We start from the raw sequence: 25,468 nt of genomic DNA on the forward strand, positions 1-25,468 counted from the left end.
CGGCGCGGTCGAGGAGGGCGCTGCCCCCCGTCTGCCACAGGCAGACATAGCGTCATGGAAGGGGGCTCTGCCCCCGCCTGCCACAGGCAGACATATGTCATGAAAGGGGGCTCTGCCCCCGTCTGCGCTGGCGCGCAGACTCCCCCGGAGTTTAGGGGCAAGATGAAGCCTCAGAGATCGAAGAGGGCTGCCGTGACATAGGCGGGCGCCAGCAGGGCGCGGCGCAGGCGGCCCAGCGGAAAGCGCGCGGGCGGGGTGCGGAGCGCTGCGGGCAGCGGGGGCGGCGCGCCGCGGATCATCTCCGCCATCAGCCTGCCGACATGGCTGCCCATGGCGACGCCATTGCCGTGATAGCCCATGCCCGCGAAGAGGCCGGGATGGCCCGGCACCGGCCCGGCATAGGGGGTGAGATTGGCCATCAGGCAGACCAGCCCCGCCCATTCATGGGTGATCTGCACGTCCCGCCATGCCGGGAACATGGCGGTGAATTCGCGGCGGATGCGGCGCGAGATCGCGGCCTGCGCGCGCGGCGTGGCGGTGAGCCCGCCGCGCATCCCGAAGAGGAAGCGGTTGTCGGGCAGCAGGCGGAAGTAGTGCAGCAGCTGCCGGGTGTCATAGGCCATCTGGCGCGAGGTCCAGCCCTGCGCCTGCCGCTGCGCCTCGGTCAGCGGGGCGGTGACGATGACGCTGGACTGCACCGGCAGGTAGCGGGCGGCGAGCCAGTCGGGCAGATCCTCGGAGGAATAGCCGTTGGTGGCAAGCAGAACCCGGTCCGCCGTCACGCTGCCTGCGGCGGTGTCGAGCTGCCAGCGGCCCGCGATGGGGCGCAGCCGGGTGACGGGGCTATGGGCGTGAAGCGTGGCCCCCGCCTGCTGCGCGGCCCGGGCGAGGCCCGCGTGATATTTGCGCGGGTTGAGCGCGAAGCCCAAGGGCACGGTCAGCGCGCCGTGAAACGGCCCGGCCAGACCTTCGGCGGCCAGATCGGCGGCGCCGGTGAGCTGCGGCGTGACACCGTAAAGCGCGGGGATCTCCTGCGCCTCGGCCTGCAGCTTCTGCCAGGCGCGGGGGCTGTGGGCGAGCAGGGTTTCGCCCTCGGAATGGGTGTCGGCGTCGATCGCATGGGTCTGCAGCAGATCCGCGACCGTGTCGATCGCGGCCTTCTCGCAGGCCCGCCACTCGCGCAGCCCGTCTTCGCCGAAGCGCTTGCGCAGGACGGAGGCCGGGGCCTTGGCGCCGCCCAGACAGCAGAAGCCGCCATTGCGCCCCGAGGCGCCATAGCCGGGGTGATCCGCCTCCAGCAGGGTGACCTGCACGCCCGCCTGCGCCAGATGCAGCGCTGCGGAAAGCCCGGTGAAGCCGCCGCCGATCACGGCGACTTCGGTCTGGCGGGAGCCGGGCAGGCCGGGCCAGCTGCCGGGCGGCACGGTGTCCGCCCAGAAACAGGCGCCCTGCGGCCCGTAGGCCGCGGCTTCGTAGATGCGTTTCATGTTTGCCCGATGGTCTTTCTGGTTATTCCGCCCGGATGGCCGCCTGTTCGTCGCGGGCCTGCGACACGGCGGCGCGTTTGGTGATGATCGAGGCGGCCACCACCCCCACCGTGACCACGGCGATCATCAGGGTGGACAGCGCGTTGATCTGCGGGCTGACCCCCAGACGCACGGCGGAGAAGATCTTGATGGGCAGGGTGGTCGCCGAGGGGCCGGTGGTGAAGCTGGCGATGACCAGATCGTCCAGCGACAGGGTGAAGGCCAGCAGCCAGCCCGAGATCACCGCAGGCGCGATGATCGGCAGGGTGACCAGCCGGAACGCCTCGAACGCGGAGCAGCCCAGATCCAGCGCCGCCTCTTCCAGCGAGCGGTCGAAGGAGGTGAGCCGCGAGGACACCACCACCGAGACGTAGCACATGGCGAAGGTGGTATGGGCCAGCACGATGGTGAACACGCCCCGGTCGATGTTGAGCCCGATGAAGAGCAGCAGCAGCGACAGGCCGGTGATCACCTCCGGCATGACGAGCGGCGCGTAGATCATGCCGGAAAACAGCGTGCGCCCGGAAAACCGCCCCGCGCGCACCAGCACATAGGCCGCCATGGTGCCCAGCACCGTGGCGAGGGTGGAGGAGAACACCGCCACCTTCACCGTCACCCATGCCGCGTCCAGAAAGGCCTGATCGCGCAGCAGTTCGCCATACCATTTGGTGGAGAAGCCCGCCCAGACCGTGACCAGACGGCTTTCGTTGAAGCTGTAGACCACCAGCAGGATCATGGGCAGGTAGAGAAAGGCAAAGCCCAGGGTCAGAGAGGTGGTGTTGAACCAGGAAAAGCGTCTCATCCCTCGGCCTCCCGCTGTTTTTGCTCGTTGCGCTGGAACAGCACGATGGGAATGATGAGGATCAGCAGCAGGATCACCGCCACCGCCGAGGCCACCGGCCAGTCGCGGTTGGAGAAGAATTCCTCCCACAGCACCTTGCCGATCATCAGCGTGTCCGACCCGCCCAGAAGCGAGGGGATGACGAATTCGCCGATGGCGGGGATGAAGACCAGAAAGCAGCCCGCGATGATGCCGTTGCGCGACAGCGGCCAAGTGATCAGCCAGAACGCCTCCATCCGGGAACAGCCCAGATCCTCGGCCGCTTCCAGCAGCGATTCATCCAGCTTTTCCAGCGCGGAATAGATCGGCAGGATCATGAAGGGCAGGTAGGTGTAGACGATGCCGATATAGACGGCGGTCTTGGTGTTCATGATCTGCAGCGGCGTGTCGATGACGCCCAGAAACAGCAGGACCTGATTGAGCACGCCTTCGGTCGACAGGATCCCCATCCACGAATAGACCCGGATCAGGAACGAGGTCCAGAACGGCAGGATCACCAGCATCAGCAGGGTGGGCCGCCATTCGCGCGGCGCCCGCGCCATGCCATAGGCGATGGGGTAGCCCACGCAGAGCGTCAGCAGGGTGGAGACCACCGCGATCTGCAGCGAGCTGAGATAGGCCTGCCAGTAGAGCGAGTCGGTGCTGAGAAAGACGAAATTCTCGAAATCCAGGTCCGAGAAGAAGGTAAGCAGGCCGTCCAGTCCCTGCGTCAGGTCGAGCTGCGGCATGTAGGGGGGCCGGGCCAGCGCCACATCCGACAGCGAGATCTTGAGCACGATCAGGAAGGGGACAAGGAACAGCGCCAGAAGCCACAGATAGGGAACGGCGATGAGAACGAAGCGGCGCATCGGCTATTCCTCCAGCACGACGCCGGCGGTGTCGGTGAACCCGACCCAGACCTCGTCCTCCCATGTGATCTGGCGGTTGGCCAGACGGCGGGCATTGACCATCTGCGCCTTCATCCGGTGCCCGCCCGCCAGTTCGACGTGATAGGTGGAGATGTTGCCCAGATAGGCGATGTCGATGACCTTGCCGCGGAAGGTGTTGGGGCGGTCGGGCCGCTCCACGTCGATGGTCACCTTTTCGGGGCGCACGGCAAAATGGCAGGCCTGACCGGGGCTGAACGTCGTGTCGGTGGCGGCGCGGATCGGCGGCTGGCCTTCGGCCCAGTCGATCGACACGCCGTCGCCCTGCGGCGTGGCACGGCCCTGCAGGATGTTCACGTCGCCGATAAAATCCGCGACATAGACGCTGTTCGGGGCCTCGTAGATTTCGGCGGGGGTGGCGACCTGCACCAGATGGCCCTCGTCCATCACCGCGATGCGGGAGGCGACGGTCATCGCCTCTTCCTGATCGTGGGTGACGATCACGAAGGTGGTGCCGGTCTTTTCCTGAATGTCCATCAGTTCGAACTGCGTTTCCTCGCGCAGCTTGCGGTCCAGCGCGCCCAGCGGTTCGTCCAGCAGGAGCAGCTTCGGCGCCTTGGCCAGACTGCGGGCCAGCGCCACGCGCTGCCGCTGCCCGCCCGAGATCTGGTGCGGCTTGCGTTTGGCAAATTTGGTCAGCCGGGTGAGGCGCAGCATTTCCTCGACCCGCGCGGCGATCTGGTCGCGGTCGCGCGATTCCCGTTTCAGCCCGAAGGCGATGTTTTCCCAGACCGACAGATGCGGAAACAGCGCATAGCTCTGGAACATCATGTTGACCGGGCGCTTGTTGGGCGGAATGGCCCCGATGTCCTGCCCCGACAGGAAGATATGGCCGGAACTGATGGTCTCGAACCCGGCGAGCATCCGCATCATCGTGGTCTTGCCGCAGCCCGACGGCCCCAGCAGCGCAAAAAACTCCCGCTCGTAGATGTTCAGCGACAGGTCGTGAATCGCGGTGAACTCTCCGAATGTCTTCGTGACATTGCGGAATTCGATGATGGGTTTCTGGTCCGGATCGGTCCAGGGGGCGAAAACGGTCTGAGCCATGCAGGTATCCTGTGCTGAAAAGGCCCGCGTCCCGAAGGGCGCGGGCCGGAGGGCGGGCTCAGGCGCCCGATTTCACCTTGGTCCAGAGCCGCGTCACATCGCGGTTCAGACGCTGGTCATAGGGCGTGAAGGTATAAAGGTTCTCCAGCGTCTCCGCGTCGGGATAGATCGCCGTGTCTTCGATCACGTCCTCGTTCAGGAATTCCTGCGACGCCTCGTTGCCATTGGCATAGTAGACGTAGTTGGACGCGGCGGCCATGTTTTCCGGATCCATGATGAAGTTCAGGAAGGTATGGGCCGCATCGGGATTGGGCGCATCCACCGGAATCGCCATCTGGTCGAACCACATCAGCGCGCCTTCCTTGGGCGCGTTATAGGCCACCTCGACGCCATTGTCGGCCTCGGCGGCGCGGTCGCGGGCCTGCAGCACGTCACCCGACCAGCCGAAGGCCACGCAGATGTCGCCATTGGCCAGCGCGTTGATATATTCCGAGGAGTGGAACTTGGAGATATAGGGCCGCACTGCCATCAGCACCGGTTCGGTCTTGGCGATGACTTCGGGATCCTTGGAATCGGGATCCTCACCGATGTATTTCAGCACGGCGGGAATCACCTCGACCGGCGCATCAAGGAAATAAACTCCGCAGGCGGCCAGCTTTTCCATGTTCGCCGGATCGAAGATCAGATCGAGGCTGTCGATGGGCGCGTCTTCGCCCAGCACTTCCTTGACCTTGTTCACATTCACGCCGATCCCGGTGGTGCCCCACATGTAATTGACGGAATATTCGTTATCGGGGTCGTATTGCGCGGTGCGCTCTTCGATCACGTCCCACATGTTTTCCAGATTGGGCAGCTTCGACTTGTCGAGCTTCTGGAAGGCTCCTGCCATGATCTGACGCTGCAGGAAGCTGCCGGTCGGCACAACCACGTCATATCCGGAAGACCCGGCCAGCATCTTGGTTTCCAGAACCTCGTTGCTGTCGAACACGTCATAGATCAGGTCGATTCCGGTTTCGGACTCGAATTTCTCCAGCAGCGATTCGTCGATATAGTCCGACCAGTTGTAGACGCGGACCTCTTGGGCCTGCGCCGCAGTGGCGAGCAGCGCCAGTGTGGCGGTGAAACTCAGAAGGGGTGTCTTCATACTTTGCTCCCGTCGGTGTTGGGGTCTATAGCCGCCCCGTGGCTTGTGAATTTGATCAAACGCTGCCCCGTTTGGCAACTGTGGTGATGTTTTCACGGGCCGGTGCAGCGTGCAAGATGAGGCTGAGCGGCCATTGGTCAATCTGGAGGCAGGCGATGAATGTTAGGGCAGAGGGCGCGGGACCGCCTGCGCATGAGGTGGTATATCGCCGCCTGCGCGAGATGGTGCTGTTTGGCGAACTGGAGCCGGGGCAGGCGGTGACCATTCAGGGGCTGGTCGACGAGCTGCAGGCGGGCATGACCCCGGTGCGCGAGGCGCTGCGCCGTCTGATCGCCGAGGGCGCGCTGGCCTTTCGCGGCAACCGGCGGATCGTGGTGCCAGTGCTGGATGCGGCGGCGGTGGACCAGCTGACCGTGGCCCGCGTGGCGCTGGAACCGCAGCTGGCGCGGCGCGCGGCGCAGCATTGCGGAGCGGCGGAGGTGGCGCTGCTGCGCGCGACCGACGCGCGGCTGGACCGGGCCATCGCCCGGGGCGACGTGCGCGGCTATCTGGAGGAGAATCACCGCTTTCACGCCGAGTTGAACGCGCTGGCGCAGGCGCCGATCCTGACCGAGCTGGTCGACGGGCTGTGGCTGCGTTTCGGGCCGTCGTTGCGCGTGGTCTGCGGCCAGTTCGGCACCCGCAACCTGCCGGATCGCCACAAGGATCTGCTGGAGGCGCTGGCCGAGGCCGACCCCGATGCCGCCGCCCGCGCCATGGAAGGGGACGTGGTGCAGGGCATGACCCAGATCCGGGAGGGGCTGATCTGATTCGATTGACCTCAGATAATTTGATCATATTATCGGCGCCAACATATCTCCTCCCTGAAAGGTGGCCGACATGACGCTTGTCTCCGTCAATTCCCCGACATCCGAACTGCAGGCGCTGGACGCCGCGCATCACATGCACCCTTTCACCACCGCGCAGGATCTGGCGCGCAAGGGCGCCCGGGTCATCACCCGCGCCGAAGGCTGCTGGCTGACCGACAGCGAGGGGGAGCGCATCCTTGACGGCATGGCCGGGCTCTGGTGCGTGAATGTGGGCTATGGCCGCCGCGAACTGGCCGATGTGGCGCAGCGCCAGATGCTGGAACTGCCCTATTACAACACCTTCTTCCAGACGACCCATGTGCCGGTGATCCAGCTTGCCGCCAAGATCGCGGAACTGGCGCCGGGCGATCTGAACACCGTGTTCTTTGCCTCTTCGGGGTCAGAGGCCAATGACACCAACCTGCGGCTGGTGCGCACCTACTGGCAGGAAAAGGGCGAACCGCAGCGCGACGTGATCATTTCCCGCTGGAACGGCTATCACGGCTCCTCGGTCGGGTCGGGCAGCCTTGGCGGCATGAAGGGCATGCACGCGCAGGGCGGGATGCCGATTCCCGGCATTCACCATATCGACCAGCCGCACTGGTATAACGAAGGCGGCGACATGACCCCCGAGGAATTCGGGCTGGAACGCGCGCGGCAGCTGGAAGCGGCGATCGAGGAGATCGGCCCGCACCGCGTCGCCGCCTTTATCGCGGAGCCGATTCAGGGCGCAGGCGGCGTGATCATTCCGCCCTCGACCTACTGGCCCGAGGTGCAGCGCATCGTCGACAAATACGGCATCCTGCTGATCGCGGACGAGGTGATCTGCGGCTTCGGGCGCACCGGCGCGTGGTTCGGATCGGAAACCGTGGGCATCCGCCCCGACATCATGACCATCGCCAAGGGCCTGTCCTCGGGCTACCAGCCGATCGGCGGGTCGATCCTGTCGGACGAGGTGGCAGGCGTGATCGCCAAGACCGAATTCAACCACGGTTACACCTATTCCGGCCATCCCGTCGCCTCTGCCGTGGCGCTGGAAAACCTGCGCATCCTGCAGGAAGAAAAGATCGTGGAGCGGGTGCGCGACGATACCGGCCCTTACCTCAAGACGAAGTTCGAAGCACTGGCCGAGCATCCGCTGGTGGGCGAGGCGCGCATTGTCGGCATGATGGGCTCGCTGGCGCTGACGCCGGACAAGGCGAGCCGCGCGCCCTTCGAGGCCGAGGCAGGCACGGCGGGCTACATCACGCGGGAACGCTGTTTCGCCAACAACCTCATCATGCGTCACGTCTATGACCGCATGATCATCTCGCCGCCGCTGGTCATCAGCAAAGAGGAAATCGACATCCTGATTTCCCGCGCATGGACGGCGCTGGACGAGGCCCATGCCGAACTGAAGGCGCAGGGGCTGATGAAGGCCGGACGCCGCTAAAGGCTTCCGCGCGCCCCGGGGGTCCGGGGCGCGCGATCCGGCTTAGCCCATGGGCGTCGGGGCACCGGTGGCCATGTTGGTGCCGATATAGGGTTTTTTCGCCGCCTTCCACGCGCCGAACCCGCCTTCCATATGGGCGATCCGGTCACAGCCTGCGGCCATGGCGGCGCGGGCGACCTTTTCCGACCGCACGCCCGATCCGCAATGGAAGACGATGCGCTTGTCGCTCTGGCCGGGCAGCTTTTCGGCGCGGAAAAACGCCATCGGCATCAGCAGCGCGCCTTCGACATGTTCGAACATGTATTCCTGCGGCGTGCGCACATCGATCAGCACGATCTCGTTGCGGTCAAAAGCCTCTGCCACCTCCTCCACGGTCCATGTTTCCAGAACGCTGCTGCCTGCATCTTCGGTTTTCATGCGCTGTCTCCTGTCATATCTGGTTTTCCGAATCCTTGACCGAGACTTGGCCCCGCCGCTGCGCTTGGCAAGGGGGGCGGCAGCGCGGAAATTTCGCAAGCGCTGCCCGATTTCCGGCGCCACGCCGCGCCGATCCGTGGCAGGATGGCGCCATGCTGTTCCCCATGCCCCCCTCCGACACGCTGTATCAGGCGCTTCTGGACCGCGATCCGGCCTATGACGGGCAGGTCTGGGTCTGTGTCGCCTCCACCGGCATCTTCTGCCGCCTGACCTGTCCCGCGCGCAAACCGCTGCGGGCCAATTGCAGCTTTCACGACAGTGTGGCCGCCTGTCTGGCGGCGGGGTTCCGGCCCTGTAAACGCTGCCATCCGCTGGCGCCCATGGCGGCGGGCGAACCGGTGATCCAGCAGCTTCTGGCCGCGCTGGACCAGGATCCGGCCCGCCGCTGGGGCGAACCCGATCTGGTTGCGCTGGGGCTTGATCCCTCTACCGTGCGGCGGGTGTTCAAGCGGCAGTTCGGCATGACCTTTCTGGAGATGGCCCGCCACCGGCGGCTGCGCGAAGGCTTCACCACGCTGGCAAGCGGCGGCCCGGTGATCGCGGCGCAGCTGGAGGCGGGGTTCGAGTCGGCCAGCGCGTTCCGGGCGGCCTTTGCCCGGTTGCTGGGCCGCGCGCCGGGCAGTCTGCGCCAAGATGCGCTGCTGCGCGCCGACTGGATCGCCACGCCCTTGGGGGACATGCTGTCGGTCTGCGACGCGCGCCATCTGCATCTGCTGGAATTCATGGACCGCAAGGCGCTGCCCGCCGAACTGGCCCGGCTCGCCAAGGCGGCGGGCGGCGAGATCGGGCTGGGCCGCTTCGATCCTTCGGACCAGATCCGCGCCGAACTGGCGCGGTTCTTTGCGGGCAGCTCGGCGCGGTTCGACACGCCGCTGGCGCTGCATGGCACGCCGTTCACCCGGCAGGTCTGGCAGGCGCTGCGCGCCATCCCGCCCGGACAGACCCGCAGCTATGGCGCGCTGGCGCAGGATCTGGGCCGTCCGCAGGCGGTGCGCGCCGTGGCGCAGGCCAATGGCGCCAACCAGATCGCGCTGGTCATCCCCTGCCACCGGGTGATCGGCGCCGATGGCGCGCTGACCGGCTATGGCGGCGGGCTGTGGCGCAAGCAGCGCCTGCTGGAGATCGAGCGCGGCTATCGCAGCCCGCCTCCGGGGCTTGCACCGGACCGCCCGCAGGCATAGGCGCAGCCCATGCGCATCCTTGAGAACATCATCAGCGACCGCGGCTCGCGCTATGCCGTCTCTGGCGGGCCCTGCACCTCGGAGGAGGAGGCGCGTGCCTTTCTGAAGGATCTGAAGCGCGCCAAGAAATTCGCCAAGGCCACGCATAACACATGGGCCGTCCTGCTGGGCGATGTGCCGCTGAAGAATGACGATGGCGAAAGCGGCGCAGGCATGGTGATCCTGCGCATGCTGGAACGCGAGGGCCTGCGCGACCATATCGTGGTGGTGACGCGTTGGTATGGCGGCAAGCATCTGGGCGGCGACCGGTTCCGCCATGTGCAGGACGCGGTGCGGCTGTATCTCGACGCGCGGACCACCGAGGAGAGCGGGGGAAAGCCCGTTTGAGAATCGCTGCAGCTCTGCTAGGTCTGGTGGCATGAACAGCCATAGCCCCAACATGCGCCCTGTCATCCGCCAGCTGGACGAGGCCGCCGTCAACCGCATCGCGGCGGGCGAGGTGGTGGAACGGCCCGCCTCTGCGGTCAAGGAACTGGTGGAAAACGCCATCGACGCGGGCGCACGGCGCATCACCGTGGATATTGCCGATGGCGGCAAGACGCTGATCCGGGTCACGGATGACGGCTGCGGCATGGCGCCCGAGGATCTGCCGCTGGCGCTGTCGCGGCACGCCACCTCCAAGATCGACGGCAGCGATCTGCTGGCCATCCACAGCTTCGGCTTTCGTGGCGAGGCGCTGCCCTCGCTGGGGGCGGTGGGGCGGCTGACCATCCAGAGCCGCGCCGAGGGGCTGGACGGCGCCGAGATTACGGTGAATGGCGGTGTCGTGGGTGACATCCGGCCCGCCGCGCTGAACCAGGGCACGGTGGTCACGCTGCGCGATCTGTTCTTCGCCACGCCCGCGCGGCTGAAATTCCTGCGCACCGACCGGGCCGAAATGATGGCGGTGGCCGAAGGGCTCAAGCGGCTGGCCATGGCCGAGCCTTCGGTGGGCTTCACCCTGCGCGACGTGTCCGAGGGGCGCGACCGCGTGAGCTTCCGGGCCGATGCGGTGCCGGGCGATCTGTTCGACGCGCTGCGCGGGCGGCTGGCGCAGGTGCTGGGGGCAGACTTTACCGACAACGCCCTGCCCATCGATGCCGAACGCGACGGGTTCCGGCTGACCGGCTATGCGGCGCTGCCCACCTATTCGCGCGGATCTTCGGTGGCGCAGCATCTGTTCGTCAATGGCCGCCCGGTGCAGGACAAGCTGCTTTATGGCGCGCTGCGCGGCGCCTATGCCGATTTCCTCAGCCGCGACCGGCATCCGGCGGTGGCGCTGTTTGTCGACTGTGCACCGCATCTGGTGGATGTGAACGTGCATCCCGCCAAATCCGAGGTGCGGTTCCGCGAGCCGGGTCTCGTGCGCGGGCTGATCGTGTCGGCGCTGCGGCATGGTCTGGCCGAGGCCGGGCATCGCGCCTCCACCACCGTGGCGGGGGCGACGCTGGGGGCCTTCCGTCCCGAACCTGCCGCCACGCCTTCGGGCGCGCCGCGCGTCTATCAGATGGACCGGCCCTCTGCCGCCGCGCGCAGCGCCGCCTATGCCGCGCAGGCGCCGCAGGGGTTTTCCGAGTTTTCGGGCACCTATTCCGGTCGCGTGGTCGATCCCGCGCCCGCCCCCGCGCCTGCCGCAGAGGACAGGCCAGAGCCGCGCCATCTGCCGCTTGGCGCCGCGCGCGGGCAGGTGCATGAAAACTACATCATCGCCCAGACCGAAGATGGCGTGGTCATTGTCGACCAGCACGCCGCGCATGAGCGGCTGGTCTATGAAAAGCTCAAGCGCCAGATGGCGGAACGGGGCGTGCCCGCGCAGGCGCTGCTGATCCCCGAGATCGTGGAACTGTCCGCCGAGGATCAGGCGCGGCTTCTGGACATTGCCGATGACCTGTCCCGCATGGGGCTGACGGTGGAAGCCTTTGGCGGCTCTGCGCTGGCAGTGCGCGAGACGCCCGCGATTCTGGGCGAGGTCAATGCCACCGCCCTGCTGCGCGACATTCTTGACGAACTGGCCGATTTTGGCAGCAGCCAGCTGGTGCAGGAAAAGCTGGAGGCGATCCTGAGCCTGGTGGCCTGCCATGGCTCCATCCGGTCGGGGCGGGTGATGCGCGCCGAGGAAATGAACGCGCTGCTGCGCGAGATGGAGGCGACGCCGCATTCTGGCCAGTGCAACCATGGCCGCCCCACCTATGTGGAACTGAAACTCAGCGACATCGAACGGCTGTTCGGGCGCACATGACTGAGGGCTGGCAGATCGCGCTGGATGACCCGCTGCTGTGGGCGGGGTTGGGCGGCGCGCTGCTGGCGCTGCTGCTGATCCTGTCGATCCGCGCCTCCAACCGCGCCGCCCGGCTGGGCTATCCGCTGAGCCAGCTGGCGCAGCGGGTGCAGGCCTTGGCCGAGGGGCAGGACCGGCTGGCGGGCGGGCTGCATCATGTCAGCGAGGCGCAGGTGCAGAGCCAGACCGCCATGCTGCAGCTGATGGAGCAGCGTCTGGCGCTGGTGCAGCAGAACATGGCCGAAAGCCTGCACGGCACCGCGCGGCGCACCGCCCATTCGCTGGGGGAACTGCAGGAACGGCTGAAAACCATCGACCGCGCACAGGAAAACATCACCCGCCTGTCGGGCGACGTGCTGTCGCTGCAGGACATCCTGTCCAACAAGCAGACCCGTGGCGCCTTTGGCGAAATCCAGCTGAATGACATCGTGTCGAAGGCGCTGCCGCGCGACAGCTACGTGCTGCAGGCCACGCTGTCGAACGGGCGGCGGGCGGACTGCCTGATCAAGCTGCCCGGACCTCCCGGCGCCATGGTGGTGGATGCCAAGTTCCCGCTGGAATCCTATGAGGCGCTGCGCCGCGCCGAAACGCCCGAGGCCCGGCAGCGCGCCGCGCAGGGCTTCCGCATGTCGGTGCGCCGTCATGTGCGCGACATTTCCGACCGCTACATCATCGAGGGAGAGACGGCGGACAGCGCGCTGATGTTCCTGCCCTCAGAAGCGGTCTATGCCGAACTGCATGGCAATTTCCCCGAGATCGTGCGCGAAGGCTTCGGCCTGCGGGTCTGGATCGTGTCGCCCACCACCTGCATGGCCACGCTGAACACGCTGCGCGCCGTGCTGAAGGATGCAAGGATGCGCGAACAGGCGGGGGCGATCCGGCGCGAACTGGCGCTGCTGCATCAGGATGTGGACCGGCTGGGCGGGCGGGTCGAAAACCTTGACCGGCATTTCGGCATGGCGGCGCGCGATCTGGCCGAAATCCGGATCAGCGCCGAAAAGGCCGGGCGCCGGGCGCAGCGGCTTGATAACTTCGATTTCGAGGATCTGGCCCCCGAGGCGCGCCCCGCCCCGGTCTGACCGGGTTTGCGCAGGATCAAGGACGGCGCCGTCTTCTGCCCGCAAGGTGGCGGGGAAAGGAGACCCGTCATGGAAGAAATCAGCGTTCGCAAAGTCGCCGCCGTGATCCTGATGGCCCGTGAGCTTGATCGGGCCGAAGGCGAACTGCGCGGCTTCATCCGGTCTATGAGCGACGAGGAAAAGGCCGCTCTGGTCGCGATCATGTGGATCGGTCGCGAGGTGTTCGAGGCCGAGGACTGGCAGGAGGCCTATGGCACAGCACTTTCCGAAGCCTCCACCCCCACCGCCGATTACCTGATCGGCACGCCGCATCTGGCCGACCATCTGGAAGCCGGGCTGGAGGCCTTGGGCTATGATCCCGAGGACGAGGAGGACGAGCTGCTGACCCGCGGCAGCTAACGCAGGGCGCGGCCCTTGACGATGGCATCGTCGCCGAATTTTGCGCGGATGGCATCGGTGGCGCGTTCGGCGGCGGCGCGCTTGCCCGCATCGGGATCCAGCAGGTCGCCGCCCCGGTCCGCCTGATCGGCGGGCACCAGATCCGAAATTCCCGCCCCCAGCAGCCGCCACGGGCCTTCCTTGCCCAGCGGGTCCAGCAGCGCGCGGGCGGTGCGGTAGATGCGGTCGGCCATCTGCGTGGCATCCGCCAGCGACTGCCGCCGGGTCAGGGTGCGGAAATCCGACCGCTTGACCTTGAGCGTGACGACGCGCCCCGCCAGCCCCTTGGCCTTGGCGCGGTCGGACACCTTTTCGCACATGCGCCACAGATGACCGTCCAGCAGGTCGGGATCGGCGGTGTCTTCGGCAAAGGTCGTTTCGTTGGAAATGGATTTTATCGGGGAATCGCGGGTGACGCGGCGGTGATCCTGCCCTCGCGCCAGATGCCACAGCCGGTCGCCCATGCCGCCGAAGCGGGCCACCAGATCGCGCTGGTCCCAGCGCAGCAGATCCTCGAAGGTGCGGATGCCCGCCCGCTCCAGCGCCTCCTGCGAGGCAAGACCCACCCCCCAGATCAGCCGCACCGGCCTTGGCCGCAGAAACTCCTGCGTCTCAGTGCGGCCAATCACCGAAAACCCGTGCGGCTTGTCGAGATCAGAGGCGATCTTGGCCAGAAACTTGTTATGCGACAGACCCACGGATCCGGTCACGCCAAGCTCGTCACGCATCCGCTTGACCAGCCGGGCCATCATCACGGCGGGCGGGTGGCCATGCAGCCGCGCGGTGCCGGACAGATCCAGAAACGCCTCGTCCAGCGACAGCGGTTCGATGGCGGGGGTCAGATCCTCCATCATTGCGCGGATGCGGCGCGACACGTCCGCGTAAAGCGCCATTCGGGGTTTCAGCACCACCGCATCGGGGCAAAGCTTCAGCGCCTGAAACATCGGCATGGCAGAGCGCACGCCCCGGATGCGGGCCACGTAACAGGCGGTGGAGACCACGCCGCGCTTGCCGCCGCCGATGATCACCGGCTTGTCGGCCAGTTCCGGATTCTCACGCTTTTCCACGCTGGCATAGAAGGCGTCGCAGTCCATATGGGCGATGGACAGATCCCACAGTTCGGCATGGCGCACGATACGGGGCCGTCCGCAGGCGGGACAGCGCGACCCAAGATCAAATTCGGTCAGACAATCGCGGCAGAGCGCAGGCATGGCTGGCATTTCCGGCGGGAGTGGTTATCTGCGCAGCATACGCCCCTTCCGGGCCGGAGACCATCGCGTGAGCTTTTCCGGAGCGAAACTGATCCTGTTTCTTGGCGCCGATCTGCTGGTGCTGCGGCGGGATCATACCCCCGGCATCCCTTGGCCCGGCTTTCTGGATTTCCCCGGCGGCGGGCGCGAAGGCGCGGAGACGCCCGAAGCCTGCGCGCTGCGCGAAACCTGCGAGGAGGTGGGGTTGGTGGTGCCGGATGCGGCACTGGTCTGGCGGCATCAGCACGGGGACAACTGGTTCTTTGCCGCGCATCTGCCCGGCGCCACGGTCCGCGAGGTGCGTTTTGGCGGCGAGGGCGAGGGCTGGCTGCTGATGCGTCCCGAGGAATTTGCCGCAAGGGACGATGCGATCCCGCATTTCCGCGACATCCTGCGCCTTTATCTGGCGCAGGGCTGAGCCGCCGCTGGCGGCAGGGTTCGCAGCCGCCTCAGGCGGCGCGGAACCACGACAGCCAGCCGGACTTGCGGCGCTCGTCGCCCATGGCCCGGGGACGCATCACGTCGCGCTGGCTGCTGTTTTCCATCGTCATGCGCGACTGCAGCGTGCCGGGCTGATCCAGCGCGGCCAGTGCCCGGGCCAGAAGCACCCGTTCCGCCGCATCGGGCTGCGTCGTCACCGGCGCGTCAAAGCTGCTGGCCACGCGCACGCGCCCGGCATCGGTGTGAAAGGTAACAAGCGCCTCGAACCGCTGCTCTGCCGCGTTGTAGCGCATATCGCCGATCTGGGTCTGACTCTCGGTCATGAGATGATCTCCTGCCTGTCGATTATGGACCAAACGCGCGCCCTTACACAGAAGTTCCGGGCGGCTGCGCGCACGAGGCCGTGAAGTCAAGCGAAAAACGTGCCGATGAAAGAGCTTTCCGGGCGCTGTTGCCCCCGGCATACTATGATCTGGATTTGGCTTAAGGGATTGGAGTCGCAGGATGAGTCCGGAAGACATCTGGCTGGAACTGCTGGGGCAGAATCTGGTGATCCTGCTGCTGGCGGGATTTGTGATCCTGTGCGTTCTGCTGGGGGTGCGGATCGTGCCGCAGGCGGAAAAACATGTGGTGGAACGGTTCGGGCGGCTGCGCGCCGTGCTGGGGCCGGGGATCAATCTGATCGTGCCGTTTCTGGACCGGGTCGCGCACAAGGTGTCGATCCTTGAACGTCAGCTGCCGACCGCCAGTCAGGATGCCATCACCACCGACAACGCGCTGGTGGAGGTGGAAACCAGCGTCTTCTACCGCATTCTGGAGCCGGAAAAGACCGTTTACCGGATCCGCGATGTGGATGCCGCCATCGCCACCACCGTAGCGGGCATCGTGCGGGCCGAGATTGGCAAGATGGAACTGGACGAGGTGCAGTCCAACCGGTCGGCGCTGATCGCCACCATCAAGTCCAGCGTGATGGATGCGGTGGATGACTGGGGGATCGAGGTGACGCGGGCCGAACTGCTGGACGTGAACCTTGACCAGCAGACGCGCGAGGCGATGCTGCAGCAGCTCAACGCCGAACGCGCCCGCCGCGCGCAGGTGACCGAAGCCGAGGGCCGCAAGCGCGCCGTGGAACTGGCCGCCGACGCGCAGCTTTACGCCGCCGAACAGCAGGCCAAGGCGCGGCGCATCTCGGCGGAGGCCGAAGCCTATGCCACGCAGGTGGTGGCCGCCGCCATCGCCGAAAACGGCCTTGAGGCGGCGCAGTATCAGGTGGCGCTGAAACAGGTGGAGGCGCTGGTGGCGCTGGGGCAGGGCGCGGGAAAGCAGACCGTGGTGCTGCCCGCCAGCGCGCTTGACGTGTTCGCGGATGCGTTTTCGCTGCTGAAGGGCCGGGGCTGATGGGCTGGGCGCAGCTGTGGTGGGTCTGGATCGGCGCGGCGCTGGTGCTGCTGGCGCTGGAGATGCTGGCGCCGGTCTACATCCTGCTGGGCTTCGCGGTGGGGGCGCTGGCGGTGGGGCTGGCGCTGCTGGCCGGATTGCAGGCGGGACTGCCGTGGCTTCTGCTGATCGGCGCGGCGGTGTCGCTGCTGGCATGGGTGGCGCTGCGGCGCGGAACGGGTCTGCGCAAGGGGCAGACCCGCATCGTGACCCGCGACATCAACGAGGATTAGGCGCCGCGCAGTTCCGCCAGAATCGCCTCTGCCGCATCGCGGGGCGCTGGCGCGCGCCAGATCGGACGGCCCACCACGATGTGATCGGCCCCTGCAGCGATGGCGTGGGCCGGGGTGGCGATGCGTTTCTGGTCGTCATCCGCCGCGCCCGCCGGGCGCACGCCGGGGGTGACGATCAGCTTGCCCGCCGCTTCGGGCAGGGCGCGGATCGCCGCCGCCTCGTTCGGGGAGGCGATGATGCCATCGGCGCCCGCCTCGAAGGCGCGGGCGGCGCGTTCCACCACCAGATCGGGAATTGCCCCCTCGCGGATCAGGCTTGCATCCAGATCGGCGCGGTCGAGCGAGGTGAGGATGGTGACGGCGAGGATTTTCATGTCCTTGCCGCGCGCGCCTTCCTTGGCGGCGCGGACCACATGCGGATCACCATGCACGGTCAGGAAATCAAGGTCATACTGCGCCAGCCCGGCCACGGCGTTTTCCACGGTCTGTCCGATGTCGAACAGCTTCATGTCCAGAAAGATGCGCTTGCCGCGTTCCTGCTTCAGCTCGTTGGCCAGAGCCAGACCGCCACCCGTGAGCATCCCGAGCCCGATCTTGTAGAAGGACACGGCATCCCCCAGCTGGTCGGCAACGGCGAGCCCCTGCAGGGCATTGGGCACGTCAAGGGCAACAATCAGGCGGTCATCAGACATCTGGGGGCGCTCCGGGTTTGGGACGCGCCCCTCTTGCGGGCAGGCATGGCCTGCGTCAACCCATTGTGGCCGGGATCACGGCTGTGGCCGGGTCCGTTCCGCCAGCGCGGGGTCGAAGTTCAGGTCTTCGGCGCTGCTGGCTTTGGCGGGGGCCTGATCCGGGCGGCGCATCACCTGCTTGATGGCGCGGGCCAAGACCTGACGGTGCTGCGCCAGATGCCACGGATCCGGCGCCGCACCCGCCGTGCGGGTGATCAGGATCCGGCCATTGCGGGCAGTCAGCGACACGCTGCCAGCGCCCATGCCATCGTCTGCGGTGGTGTCGATGCCGTCATAAACGGCGCGTTCAGTTTCCATGATCTGCCCTCCTTCCCGAACCGTAGCGCAAACGCATTAAGAGGGTGTGTTGTTCCCTGTCCTTGCGCGTTTTTCCCGGTCACATGCTCTTGAAGCGCCAGCTTAGCACGACCATTTTCCATTGCGAGGCCCGACGATGGGATGTGCTGCAAGGCAGGCATCCCGGATCCCGGTCGGGCGCTTGTCAAAGGAGAGAGACGATGAACTTGGACAAGTTCACGGAGCGGTCGCGCGGCTTTATCCAGGCCGCCCAGACGATCGCCATGCGGGAAAGCCACCAGCGGCTGGCGCCCGAACATATTCTGAAAGCGCTGATGGATGACGATCAGGGGCTTGCCTCCAATCTCATCACGCGGGCTGGCGGCGCGCCCGCGCGCGTGACCGAGATGCTGGCGCAGAAGCTGGCGCGCATCCCCAAGGTGGGCGGCGATTCCGGCCAGATCTATCTGGACACGGCCACCGCTCGCGTTCTGGACGAGGCCGAAAAGATCGCCAAGAAGGCGGGTGACAGCTTCGTGCCGGTGGAACGGATCCTGATGGCGCTCGCCATCGAGAAATCCGCCGCCAAGGAGGCGCTGGAAGCGGGCGCCGTGACCCCGCAGAAGCTGAACAGCGCGATCGAGGATCTGCGCAAGGGCCGCACCGCCGACACGGCCTCTGCCGAGGAAGGGTATGACGCGCTGAAGAAATACGCGCGCGATCTGACCGAGGCGGCGCGCGAGGGCAAGATCGACCCCATCATCGGGCGCGACGAGGAAATCCGCCGCTCCATGCAGGTGCTCAGCCGCCGGACCAAGAACAACCCGGTGCTGATCGGCGAGCCGGGCGTGGGCAAGACCGCCATCGCCGAAGGGCTGGCGCTGCGCATCGTCAATGGCGATGTGCCGGAAAGCCTGCGCAACAAGCGGCTCTTGGCGCTGGACATGGGCTCGCTGATCGCGGGCGCCAAGTATCGCGGTGAATTCGAGGAACGGCTGAAAGCGATCCTGAACGAGGTGACCTCGGCTGCGGGGGAAATCATCCTGTTCATCGACGAGATGCACACGCTGGTCGGCGCGGGCAAGGCGGAAGGCGCGATGGATGCGTCCAACCTGCTGAAGCCTGCTCTGGCGCGGGGGGAGCTGCATTGCGTCGGCGCCACCACGCTGGATGAATACCGCAAGCATGTGGAAAAGGACGCGGCGCTGGCCCGGCGGTTCCAGCCGGTGATGGTGCAGGAGCCGACGGTGGAGGATACGATCAGCATCCTGCGCGGCATCAAGGAGAAATACGAATTGCACCACGGTGTGCGGATCTCTGACTCCGCGCTGGTGGCGGCGGCGACGCTGTCGCATCGCTACATCACCGACCGGTTCCTGCCCGACAAGGCCATCGACCTGATGGACGAGGCGGCCAGCCGTCTGCGCATGGAAGTGGACAGCAAGCCCGAAGAACTGGACCAGCTTGACCGGCAGATCCTGCAGATGCAGATCGAGGTCGAGGCGCTGAAGATGGAGGACGATCAGGCCTCCAAGGACCGGTTGGACAAGCTGGAGCGTGAACTGGCCGAGGTCGAGGAACGGTCCGCCGAGATGACCGCGCAATGGCAGGCGGAGCGCGACAAGCTGTCTGCGGCCCGCGAGCTGAAGGAACAGCTGGACCGGATGCGCGCCGATCTGGAGATCGCCAAGCGCGAGGGCAACTTCGCCAAGGCGGGGGAGCTGCAATATGGCCGCATCCCCGAGATCGAGAAGAAGCTGGCCGAGGCGGAAAGCGCCGAGGGCGACGTGATGGTCGAAGAGGCCGTGCGCGCCGAGCAGATCGCCGAGGTGGTGGAACGCTGGACCGGCATCCCGACCAGCCGCATGCTGGAAGGCGAGCGCGAGAAGCTGCTGCGCATGGAAGAGGGTCTGCACAAGCGGGTCGTCGGCCAGAATCAGGCGGTGACTGCGGTGGCCAATGCCGTGCGGCGGGCGCGGGCCGGGCTGAATGACGAGAACCGCCCGCTGGGCAGTTTCCTGTTCCTTGGGCCGACCGGCGTGGGCAAGACCGAACTGACGAAGGCGGTGGCGGAGTTCCTGTTCGACGATGACAGCGCCATGGTGCGGGTCGACATGTCCGAATTCATGGAGAAGCATTCCGTCGCCCGTCTGATCGGCGCGCCTCCGGGCTATGTCGGTTATGACGAAGGCGGGGTGCTGACCGAAGCCGTGCGGCGCCGCCCCTATCAGGTGGTGCTGTTCGACGAGGTGGAAAAGGCGCATCCCGACGTGTTCAACGTGCTGCTGCAGGTTCTGGATGACGGCGTGCTGACCGATGGTCAGGGCCGCACCGTGGATTTCAAGCAGACGCTGATCGTGCTGACCTCCAACCTTGGGTCGCAGGCGCTGAGCCTGCTGCCCGAAGGATCCGACAGTGCCGCCGCGCGGCGCGACGTGATGGATGCGGTGCGGGCGCATTTCCGGCCCGAATTCCTCAACCGGCTGGACGAAATCATCGTCTTTGACCGGCTGAAGCGGGCGGATATGTCCGGCATCGTCGACATCCAGATGGCGCGGCTGTTGAAACGGCTCGCGGCCCGCAAGATGCGGCTGGATCTGGACGATGCGGCGCGGAAATGGCTGGCCGAGGAAGGCTATGATCCGGTCTTTGGCGCACGTCCGCTGAAGCGGGTGATCCAGCGCGCGCTGCAGGATCCGCTGGCGGAGATGATCCTGGCCGGGGATCTGCTGGATGGTGCGGTGGTGCCGGTGACCGCAGGCGCCGACGGTCTGGTGATCGGGGAACGGCTGGGCGCCAGCAACCGCCCCCGCCCGGACGATGCCGTGGTCCACTGACGCTGACACCATGCCAGACATGGGAAAGGCCCGCCAACCGGCGGGCCTTTCTGCTGTTTCGGGGTCCGGGCGGAGGCGGTGCGCGCCCGCCCGGATCCGAAGGGCGGGATCACTCCGGCATGATGACGGCGTCGATCACGTGGATCACGCCGTTGGAGGCTTCGACATCCGGTGTCACCACATTGGCGCCGTCCACGGTCACGCCGCCTTCGGTCATGATGGTGACCATGGAGCCCTGAACGGTCTCGGCTTCCATGCCGTTGGTCAGGTCGGTGGACATCACCTTGCCCGGCACGACGTGGTAGGTCAGGATGGAGGTCAGCTGGTCCTTGTTCTCAGGCTGCAGCAGGGTGTCGACGGTGCCTTCCGGCAGGGCGGCGAAGGCCTCGTCGGTGGGCGCGAAGACGGTGAAGGGGCCGTCGCCCTTCAGCGTCTCCACAAGGCCTGCGGCTTCGGCGGCGGCGAGCAGGGTCGAGAAGCTGCCATTCGCCTGTGCGGTTTCCACGATGTCGGAGTCGCTCTGGGCAAAAGCCGGGGTCGCGATGAAGGCTGCTGCGGTCAGGGCGAGATAGGTTCTGCGGAACATGGGTGATCTCCTTGGTTGAAGGTACCGGGGTTACGGCGGGATCTTCAGGACGGATCAGCGCAATTTCCGCAGCAGACGGGCTTGACCGGGGCAGGGGCCGCGCTAAGCCGCGGCCCTGCGCCGGGTCCAATAGAGTCTTCGTGACGCAGCGTCAGCGGGTCGTTATCACTCCAGCCCCACGGCGCTGCGCGCGATGCCGTCCAGCAGCGCCTCGATCTTCTTCATCTCGCCTTCGGGAAAGCTGCGGAAGCCCACGGTGGTGGTGTCGGGGGACTCTGGCCGGACCATGACGAAGATGTGGTAGGGGCAGTAGACGATGTTCATCGGATCGGCCTCCATCACCTCGCGCGACAGTTGCGCAGAACAGAAGCTGTAGATGTCGGCCTGTTCGAACAGCACCACGTCAGAGCCCAGATCGGCGCGGGTGCGTTCCAGCATGTCGCCGGTATGGCTGATGTGATCGACCACCAGCCCTTCGTCCAGAATGGCGTTTTCCAGCCCGAAGATCACGTCGTCGAAGCTCTGGTCGGTGTCATAGGTGATCACCGCCTCCTGCGCTGCGACCGGCCCTGCGGCAAGCGCCGCAACCACCAGCCCTGCAAAAAGATTTTTCATGATTTTCCTCCCTTGGTTGCCGATCCGTGCGGCGGTTGTCACTGTGTCGCCCTATCCTGACGATATGACTGATGCAGTTCAATGAATATGTAGAGGGGCCCATGGGCGCGGCAATGTATATCCTTCAACTCCTTGCGCTGGGGTTTCTGGTGGTGATCGGACTGGCGGTGCTGCTGGTCTTTCTTCTGTATCTTGTGGACACCACCCAGACCGGCGACGCGATCCGGCGCAATTACCCGGTGATCGGGCGCTTTCGCGGGCTGTTCACCAAGCTGGGCGAATTCTTCCGGCAGTATTTCTTTGCCATGGACCGCGAGGAGATGCCGTTCAACCGCGCGCAGCGGGACTGGGTGTATCATGCCACCACCGGGCGGGATAACACCGTGGCCTTCGGATCGACCCGCAACCTGAACGTGCCGGGCACGCCGATCTTTGCCAATGCGGTGTTCCCGCCGCTGGATGACCAGTTCGCGCTGACCGAGCCGATGCTCATCGGCCCCACCGCCCGCATCCCCTATGTGGCGCGGTCGATCTTCAACATCTCCGGCATGAGCTATGGCGCGATTTCCCGCCCTGCGGTCGAGGCGCTGAGCCGGGGTGCCGCCAAGGCGGGCATCTGGCTGAACACCGGGGAGGGCGGGCTTGCGCCCTTTCACCTGCTGGGGGGCTGCGATCTGGTCTATCAGATCGGCACCGCCAAGTTCGGGCTGCGCGATGCGGAGGGCAATCTGGACGATGCCAAGCTGGCCGAGGTCGGCGCCAATCCGCATGTGAAGATGTTCGAGCTGAAGCTGGCGCAGGGGGCCAAGCCCGGCAAGGGCGGCATCCTGCCCGGCGAGAAGGTGAACGAGGAAATTGCCGCGATCCGCGGGCTGAAGGTGGGCCAGCCCGGCATTTCGCCCAACCGACACCGCGAGATCGACGATTTTGGCGATCTGCTGGACATGATCGTGCATATCCGCCGCGTCTCGGGCCGCCCTGTCGGGTTCAAGACGGTGATCGGCTCTTCCGATGACTGGGAGGAGATGTTCCAGCTGATCGTCGAGCGCGGCCCGGAAAGCGCGCCGGATTTCATCAGCATCGACGGCGGCGAAGGCGGCACCGGGGCGGCGCCCATGCCGCTGATCGACCTTGTGGGCATGCCCATCCGGGAATCGCTGCCGCGTATGGTCGACCTGCGCGACCGCTACGGGCTGAAAAGCCGGATCCGGATCATCGCCAGCGGCAAGCTGGTCAACCCGTCCGATGTGGCATGGGCGATCTGTCTGGGTGCGGATTTTGTGACCTCGGCCCGGGGCTTCATGTTCTCGCTGGGCTGCATTCAGGCGCTGAAATGCAACCGGAACACCTGCCCCACCGGCATCACCACCCATGACCCGCGCCTGCAGAAGGGTCTGGTGGCGGAGGCCAAATATCTGAAGGTGGCCAATTACGCCAAGTCCGTCATCAAGGAGGTGGAAACCATCGCCCATTCCGTGGGTGTGGCCGAACCCCGGCTGATGCGGCGCAGGCATGTGCGCATCGTGCAGGCGGACGGATCCTCGATCCCGTTTTCCAAGATCCGGCCAAGTTACAGAGGAGACACCGCAACGTGACACGGCTTGGTTTGGCGTCGGCGGAATTTGGCCTTACCGTATCTGGCAGGTGTGTGACAGGAGACAGGTAAGATGGCGCGGCGCTGGACAGGGTCCCTCAAGGATCGGGACGTAACGGATGAATCCCTGTGGCTAAGCCGCAGGCAGCTTATGGGCGGGGCCGCCGCAGGGCTGGCGCTGACCACCCTGCCGGGCGGTGCCCGCGCGCAGGGGCTGGAGCCGAACCGCTGGGAGGAGATCACCAGCTACAACAACTACTATGAATTCGGCACCGGCAAGGAAGACCCCAAAGCCTATGCCGACGCGCTGACCACCAAGCCGTGGACGGTGACGATGGCAGGCATGGTCGACCGCCCCGGCGATTACGCCTTCGAGGACATCATGGCCAAGATGACGGTGGAGGAACGCATCTACCGCTTCCGCTGTGTCGAGGCGTGGTCGATGGTGGTGCCGTGGAACGGGTTTGAACTGGCCGACCTGCTGGATCTGGCGGGCGTGCAGTCGGGCGCAAAATATGTGGCGTTCGAAACCGCCTATCGCCCCGACGAGATGCGCGGCGTCGCCTATCCGGTGCTGGACTGGCCCTATGTCGAAGGGCTGCGGCTGGACGAGGCGATGCACCCGCTGACCATCATGGCGACCGGCATCTATGGCCGCGACATCCCCAACCAGAACGGCGCGCCGCTGCGGCTGGTGGTGCCATGGAAATACGGGTTCAAGTCGATCAAGTCGGTGGTGCGGATCACCCTGACCGATACCGAGCCGCCCACCTCGTGGAACAAGGCCAATGCGCGGGAATACGGCTTTTACAGCAACGTGAACCCCGAGGTGGACCACCCGCGCTGGAGTCAGGCGACCGAGCGGCCCATTGGCGGCGGGTTTTTCGCCAAGCGCGAGTCCACGCTGATGTTCAACGGCTACGCGGATGAGGTGGCCTCGCTTTACGCTGGCATGGATCTGTCGAAGTTCTTCTGATGCGCGACAGGATCAACACCGCGCTGCGGCGCATCCCCGCGTGGGTCATCTATGTCATGGCGCCGCTGCCGGTGGTCTGGCTGGTCTGGCAGGGCTTCATCGGCGGGCTGGGCGTGGAACCCATCCGCGCGCTGGAACATGAACTGGGAGAGATCGGCCTGCAGCTGCTGCTCGCCGGGCTCTGCGTGACGCCGCTGCGGCGGTATCTCGGGCTGAACCTGCTCAAGTTCCGCCGTGCGCTTGGTCTGGTCGCCTTCTTCTACATCACGCTGCATCTGCTGGTCTGGCTGGTGCTGGACGTGCAGATCCCCGCACAGATCTGGGCCGACATCGTGAAGCGCCCCTATATCACCGTGGGGATGCTGGCCTTTGTGCTGATGGTGCCGCTGGCGCTGACCTCCAACAATGCCTCGGTGCGGCGGCTGGGGGCACGCTGGCGCAGGCTGCACTGGCTGACCTATCCGGTGGCGGTGCTTGGCGCGCTGCATTTTGTGCTGCTGGCCAAGGGGTTCCAGATCGAGCCGCTGATCTATCTGACGCTGGCGCTTCTTCTTGTGGCGCTGCGCGGGCGGGCGCTGTGGCCATGGCCCGTGAAACCACGGGGCCGGGCGCAGGCGTCCTGAGGCAGGCAGACAGGGATTTGGACCAGACGGCCCGGCAGACATGCCGGGCCGTCGTGGTTTTGGTGGCTCGCCTGCGGCTTACCCCCAGAGTCGGGGCAGATTCTGTGGATATCTATGTGGGTATGTCGATTTTGGGTGTGATCTGGGTGTGTTGTGTCGGGATTTTTTGGGTTAAGCTTTTGGATTTGCGTGATTTTTGAGGTTTTTGGTGCTGCTCGTGAAGTTTTTGCGAAAAAGGGGTTGCGGGTGTTTGTTGTATTCCGTAGATAGCCCCTCACCGGCGGCGCTGAGGTGCTGACGGGACGCCAGACGGGGCGGCGGCGAGGCGGGAACGCGGAGCTGGTCGCAGACGAGGCGGAACGGAATTCGAGGGCATGACGGGCAGCGCGCCGCAAGTTAGGGCGCACTGGTCTGGTTTTTGTCTCTCACGCTCTTTGACATCGCAAGTATCTGAAGAGATATGCGGGCGGCACTGGTTCATACGATGGATCAAATGTCTGCATATCAACGCTTCTAGGGTTTCGGCCCGATGATGAAGTGTCAGCTTCACTGTTTGGCGGCTTTCGGTTTCTTTGGAAACCCGAAGCACGAC

26 protein-coding genes are annotated in these 25,468 nt (G+C 65.8%); 14 read left to right on the forward strand and 12 right to left on the reverse strand.

Annotated elements, in window-relative coordinates; all coding sequences use genetic code 11:
* Window positions 1–170: 170 nt before the first annotated feature.
* Genes BLR51_RS13435 through BLR51_RS13455 form a run of 5 tightly spaced genes read right to left on the reverse strand, consistent with a single transcriptional unit; the run spans window position 171 to window position 5,484 of the window.
* The gene (locus BLR51_RS13435) at window positions 171–1,487 is read right to left on the reverse strand and encodes an NAD(P)/FAD-dependent oxidoreductase (protein ID WP_089847752.1); all 1,317 of its coding nucleotides are present in this window, start codon (window positions 1,485–1,487) and stop codon (window positions 171–173) included.
* Between the two features lie 22 nt (window positions 1,488–1,509).
* Window positions 1,510–2,328 (reverse strand): ABC transporter permease, encoded by an 819-nt coding sequence (locus BLR51_RS13440; protein WP_089847754.1) that lies wholly within the window; start codon window positions 2,326–2,328, stop codon window positions 1,510–1,512.
* Window positions 2,325–3,215, reverse strand: a complete 891-nt coding sequence (locus BLR51_RS13445) for an ABC transporter permease subunit (protein ID WP_089847756.1) — start codon at window positions 3,213–3,215, stop codon at window positions 2,325–2,327. Before BLR51_RS13445 ends, BLR51_RS13440 begins: the two co-directional genes overlap by 4 nt.
* 3 nt (window positions 3,216–3,218) lie before the next feature.
* A complete protein-coding gene (locus BLR51_RS13450) occupies window positions 3,219–4,340 on the reverse strand; it encodes an ABC transporter ATP-binding protein (protein WP_089847758.1) in 1,122 nt (373 codons plus the stop codon).
* A 58-nt stretch (window positions 4,341–4,398) separates the two neighbouring features.
* Window positions 4,399–5,484: a polyamine ABC transporter substrate-binding protein gene (locus tag BLR51_RS13455; protein ID WP_089847760.1), complete on the reverse strand. Its 1,086-nt coding sequence runs from the start codon at window positions 5,482–5,484 to the stop codon at window positions 4,399–4,401.
* 155 nt (window positions 5,485–5,639) lie between these two features.
* Here BLR51_RS13455 and BLR51_RS13460 point away from each other — a divergent pair, with 155 nt between their 5' ends.
* Complete coding sequence (locus BLR51_RS13460; RefSeq protein WP_242656729.1) at window positions 5,640–6,293, forward strand: GntR family transcriptional regulator; 654 nt, start codon at window positions 5,640–5,642, stop codon at window positions 6,291–6,293.
* A gap of 70 nt (window positions 6,294–6,363) precedes the next feature.
* Window positions 6,364–7,764, forward strand: a complete 1,401-nt coding sequence (locus BLR51_RS13465) for an aspartate aminotransferase family protein (RefSeq protein ID WP_089847764.1) — start codon at window positions 6,364–6,366, stop codon at window positions 7,762–7,764.
* 42 nt (window positions 7,765–7,806) lie between these two features.
* On the opposite strand, the gene BLR51_RS13470 is transcribed toward BLR51_RS13465, so the two are convergent.
* Window positions 7,807–8,181, reverse strand: coding sequence for a rhodanese-like domain-containing protein (locus BLR51_RS13470; RefSeq protein ID WP_089847766.1), 375 nt, complete (start codon window positions 8,179–8,181; stop codon window positions 7,807–7,809).
* A gap of 152 nt (window positions 8,182–8,333) precedes the next feature.
* Between BLR51_RS13470 and BLR51_RS13475 the strand changes: the two genes are divergently transcribed.
* The 5 genes from BLR51_RS13475 to BLR51_RS13495 all read left to right on the forward strand — a co-directional run bounded on the left by BLR51_RS13475 (window position 8,334) and on the right by BLR51_RS13495 (window position 13,217).
* The gene (locus BLR51_RS13475; RefSeq protein ID WP_089847768.1) at window positions 8,334–9,422 is read left to right on the forward strand and encodes a bifunctional transcriptional activator/DNA repair enzyme AdaA; all 1,089 of its coding nucleotides are present in this window, start codon (window positions 8,334–8,336) and stop codon (window positions 9,420–9,422) included.
* 9 nt (window positions 9,423–9,431) lie between these two features.
* Window positions 9,432–9,809 (forward strand): YigZ family protein, encoded by a 378-nt coding sequence (locus BLR51_RS13480; protein WP_089847770.1) that lies wholly within the window; start codon window positions 9,432–9,434, stop codon window positions 9,807–9,809.
* A gap of 31 nt (window positions 9,810–9,840) precedes the next feature.
* Entirely contained in the window at window positions 9,841–11,700 is a 1,860-nt protein-coding gene (gene mutL / locus BLR51_RS13485; RefSeq protein WP_089847772.1) for a DNA mismatch repair endonuclease MutL, read from the forward strand.
* Window positions 11,697–12,818: a DNA recombination protein RmuC gene (locus BLR51_RS13490; RefSeq protein ID WP_089847774.1), complete on the forward strand. Its 1,122-nt coding sequence runs from the start codon at window positions 11,697–11,699 to the stop codon at window positions 12,816–12,818. Before mutL ends, BLR51_RS13490 begins: the two co-directional genes overlap by 4 nt.
* A 69-nt stretch (window positions 12,819–12,887) precedes the next feature.
* A complete protein-coding gene (locus BLR51_RS13495) occupies window positions 12,888–13,217 on the forward strand; it encodes a DUF3775 domain-containing protein (protein ID WP_089847776.1) in 330 nt (109 codons plus the stop codon).
* On the opposite strand, the gene BLR51_RS13500 is transcribed toward BLR51_RS13495, so the two are convergent.
* Complete coding sequence (locus tag BLR51_RS13500; protein WP_089847778.1) at window positions 13,214–14,467, reverse strand: DNA polymerase IV; 1,254 nt, start codon at window positions 14,465–14,467, stop codon at window positions 13,214–13,216. The two genes, BLR51_RS13495 and BLR51_RS13500, sit on opposite strands and share 4 nt — an antisense overlap.
* 67 nt (window positions 14,468–14,534) lie before the next feature.
* On the opposite strand from BLR51_RS13500, the gene BLR51_RS13505 reads away from it, so the two are divergent.
* Entirely contained in the window at window positions 14,535–14,924 is a 390-nt protein-coding gene (locus BLR51_RS13505) for an NUDIX hydrolase (protein ID WP_089847780.1), read from the forward strand.
* Between the two features lie 31 nt (window positions 14,925–14,955).
* Here the strand turns inward: BLR51_RS13505 and BLR51_RS13510 are convergent, their stop codons facing one another.
* Window positions 14,956–15,270 (reverse strand): hypothetical protein, encoded by a 315-nt coding sequence (locus BLR51_RS13510; protein WP_089847781.1) that lies wholly within the window; start codon window positions 15,268–15,270, stop codon window positions 14,956–14,958.
* A gap of 181 nt (window positions 15,271–15,451) precedes the next feature.
* Here BLR51_RS13510 and BLR51_RS13515 point away from each other — a divergent pair, with 181 nt between their 5' ends.
* Both BLR51_RS13515 and BLR51_RS13520 read left to right on the forward strand, forming a co-directional pair.
* Window positions 15,452–16,345: an SPFH domain-containing protein gene (locus tag BLR51_RS13515; RefSeq protein WP_089847783.1), complete on the forward strand. Its 894-nt coding sequence runs from the start codon at window positions 15,452–15,454 to the stop codon at window positions 16,343–16,345.
* A complete protein-coding gene (locus BLR51_RS13520) occupies window positions 16,345–16,617 on the forward strand; it encodes a hypothetical protein (protein WP_089847784.1) in 273 nt (90 codons plus the stop codon). Before BLR51_RS13515 ends, BLR51_RS13520 begins: the two co-directional genes overlap by 1 nt.
* Here BLR51_RS13520 and pyrF read toward each other — a convergent pair.
* Window positions 16,614–17,309, reverse strand: a complete 696-nt coding sequence (gene pyrF, locus BLR51_RS13525) for an orotidine-5'-phosphate decarboxylase (RefSeq protein ID WP_089847786.1) — start codon at window positions 17,307–17,309, stop codon at window positions 16,614–16,616. The two genes, BLR51_RS13520 and pyrF, sit on opposite strands and share 4 nt — an antisense overlap.
* Before the next feature lie 75 nt (window positions 17,310–17,384).
* Window positions 17,385–17,666 (reverse strand): hypothetical protein, encoded by a 282-nt coding sequence (locus BLR51_RS13530; RefSeq protein WP_089847788.1) that lies wholly within the window; start codon window positions 17,664–17,666, stop codon window positions 17,385–17,387.
* A 200-nt stretch (window positions 17,667–17,866) separates the two neighbouring features.
* On the opposite strand from BLR51_RS13530, the gene clpB reads away from it, so the two are divergent.
* On the forward strand, window positions 17,867–20,482 hold the full coding sequence (gene clpB / locus BLR51_RS13535; protein WP_089847790.1) for an ATP-dependent chaperone ClpB: 2,616 nt from the start codon (window positions 17,867–17,869) through the stop codon (window positions 20,480–20,482).
* Between the two features lie 109 nt (window positions 20,483–20,591).
* On the opposite strand, the gene BLR51_RS13540 is transcribed toward clpB, so the two are convergent.
* Both BLR51_RS13540 and BLR51_RS13545 read right to left on the reverse strand, forming a co-directional pair.
* Window positions 20,592–21,068 (reverse strand): fasciclin domain-containing protein, encoded by a 477-nt coding sequence (locus tag BLR51_RS13540; RefSeq protein WP_089847792.1) that lies wholly within the window; start codon window positions 21,066–21,068, stop codon window positions 20,592–20,594.
* Window positions 21,069–21,233: 165 nt separating this feature from the next.
* A complete protein-coding gene (locus BLR51_RS13545) occupies window positions 21,234–21,683 on the reverse strand; it encodes a DUF302 domain-containing protein (protein ID WP_110506210.1) in 450 nt (149 codons plus the stop codon).
* A 101-nt stretch (window positions 21,684–21,784) separates the two neighbouring features.
* Here BLR51_RS13545 and BLR51_RS13550 point away from each other — a divergent pair, with 101 nt between their 5' ends.
* The 3 genes from BLR51_RS13550 to msrQ all read left to right on the forward strand — a co-directional run bounded on the left by BLR51_RS13550 (window position 21,785) and on the right by msrQ (window position 24,876).
* On the forward strand, window positions 21,785–23,278 hold the full coding sequence (locus BLR51_RS13550; protein WP_089847837.1) for an FMN-binding glutamate synthase family protein: 1,494 nt from the start codon (window positions 21,785–21,787) through the stop codon (window positions 23,276–23,278).
* A gap of 72 nt (window positions 23,279–23,350) precedes the next feature.
* Window positions 23,351–24,253 (forward strand): protein-methionine-sulfoxide reductase catalytic subunit MsrP, encoded by a 903-nt coding sequence (msrP, locus tag BLR51_RS13555; RefSeq protein ID WP_089847794.1) that lies wholly within the window; start codon window positions 23,351–23,353, stop codon window positions 24,251–24,253.
* Complete coding sequence (msrQ, locus tag BLR51_RS13560) at window positions 24,253–24,876, forward strand: protein-methionine-sulfoxide reductase heme-binding subunit MsrQ (protein ID WP_089847796.1); 624 nt, start codon at window positions 24,253–24,255, stop codon at window positions 24,874–24,876. Before msrP ends, msrQ begins: the two co-directional genes overlap by 1 nt.
* Window positions 24,877–25,468 lie beyond the last annotated feature (592 nt).

This window comes from Salipiger marinus (genome assembly GCF_900100085.1).
Classification (GTDB): domain Bacteria; phylum Pseudomonadota; class Alphaproteobacteria; order Rhodobacterales; family Rhodobacteraceae; genus Salipiger; species Salipiger marinus.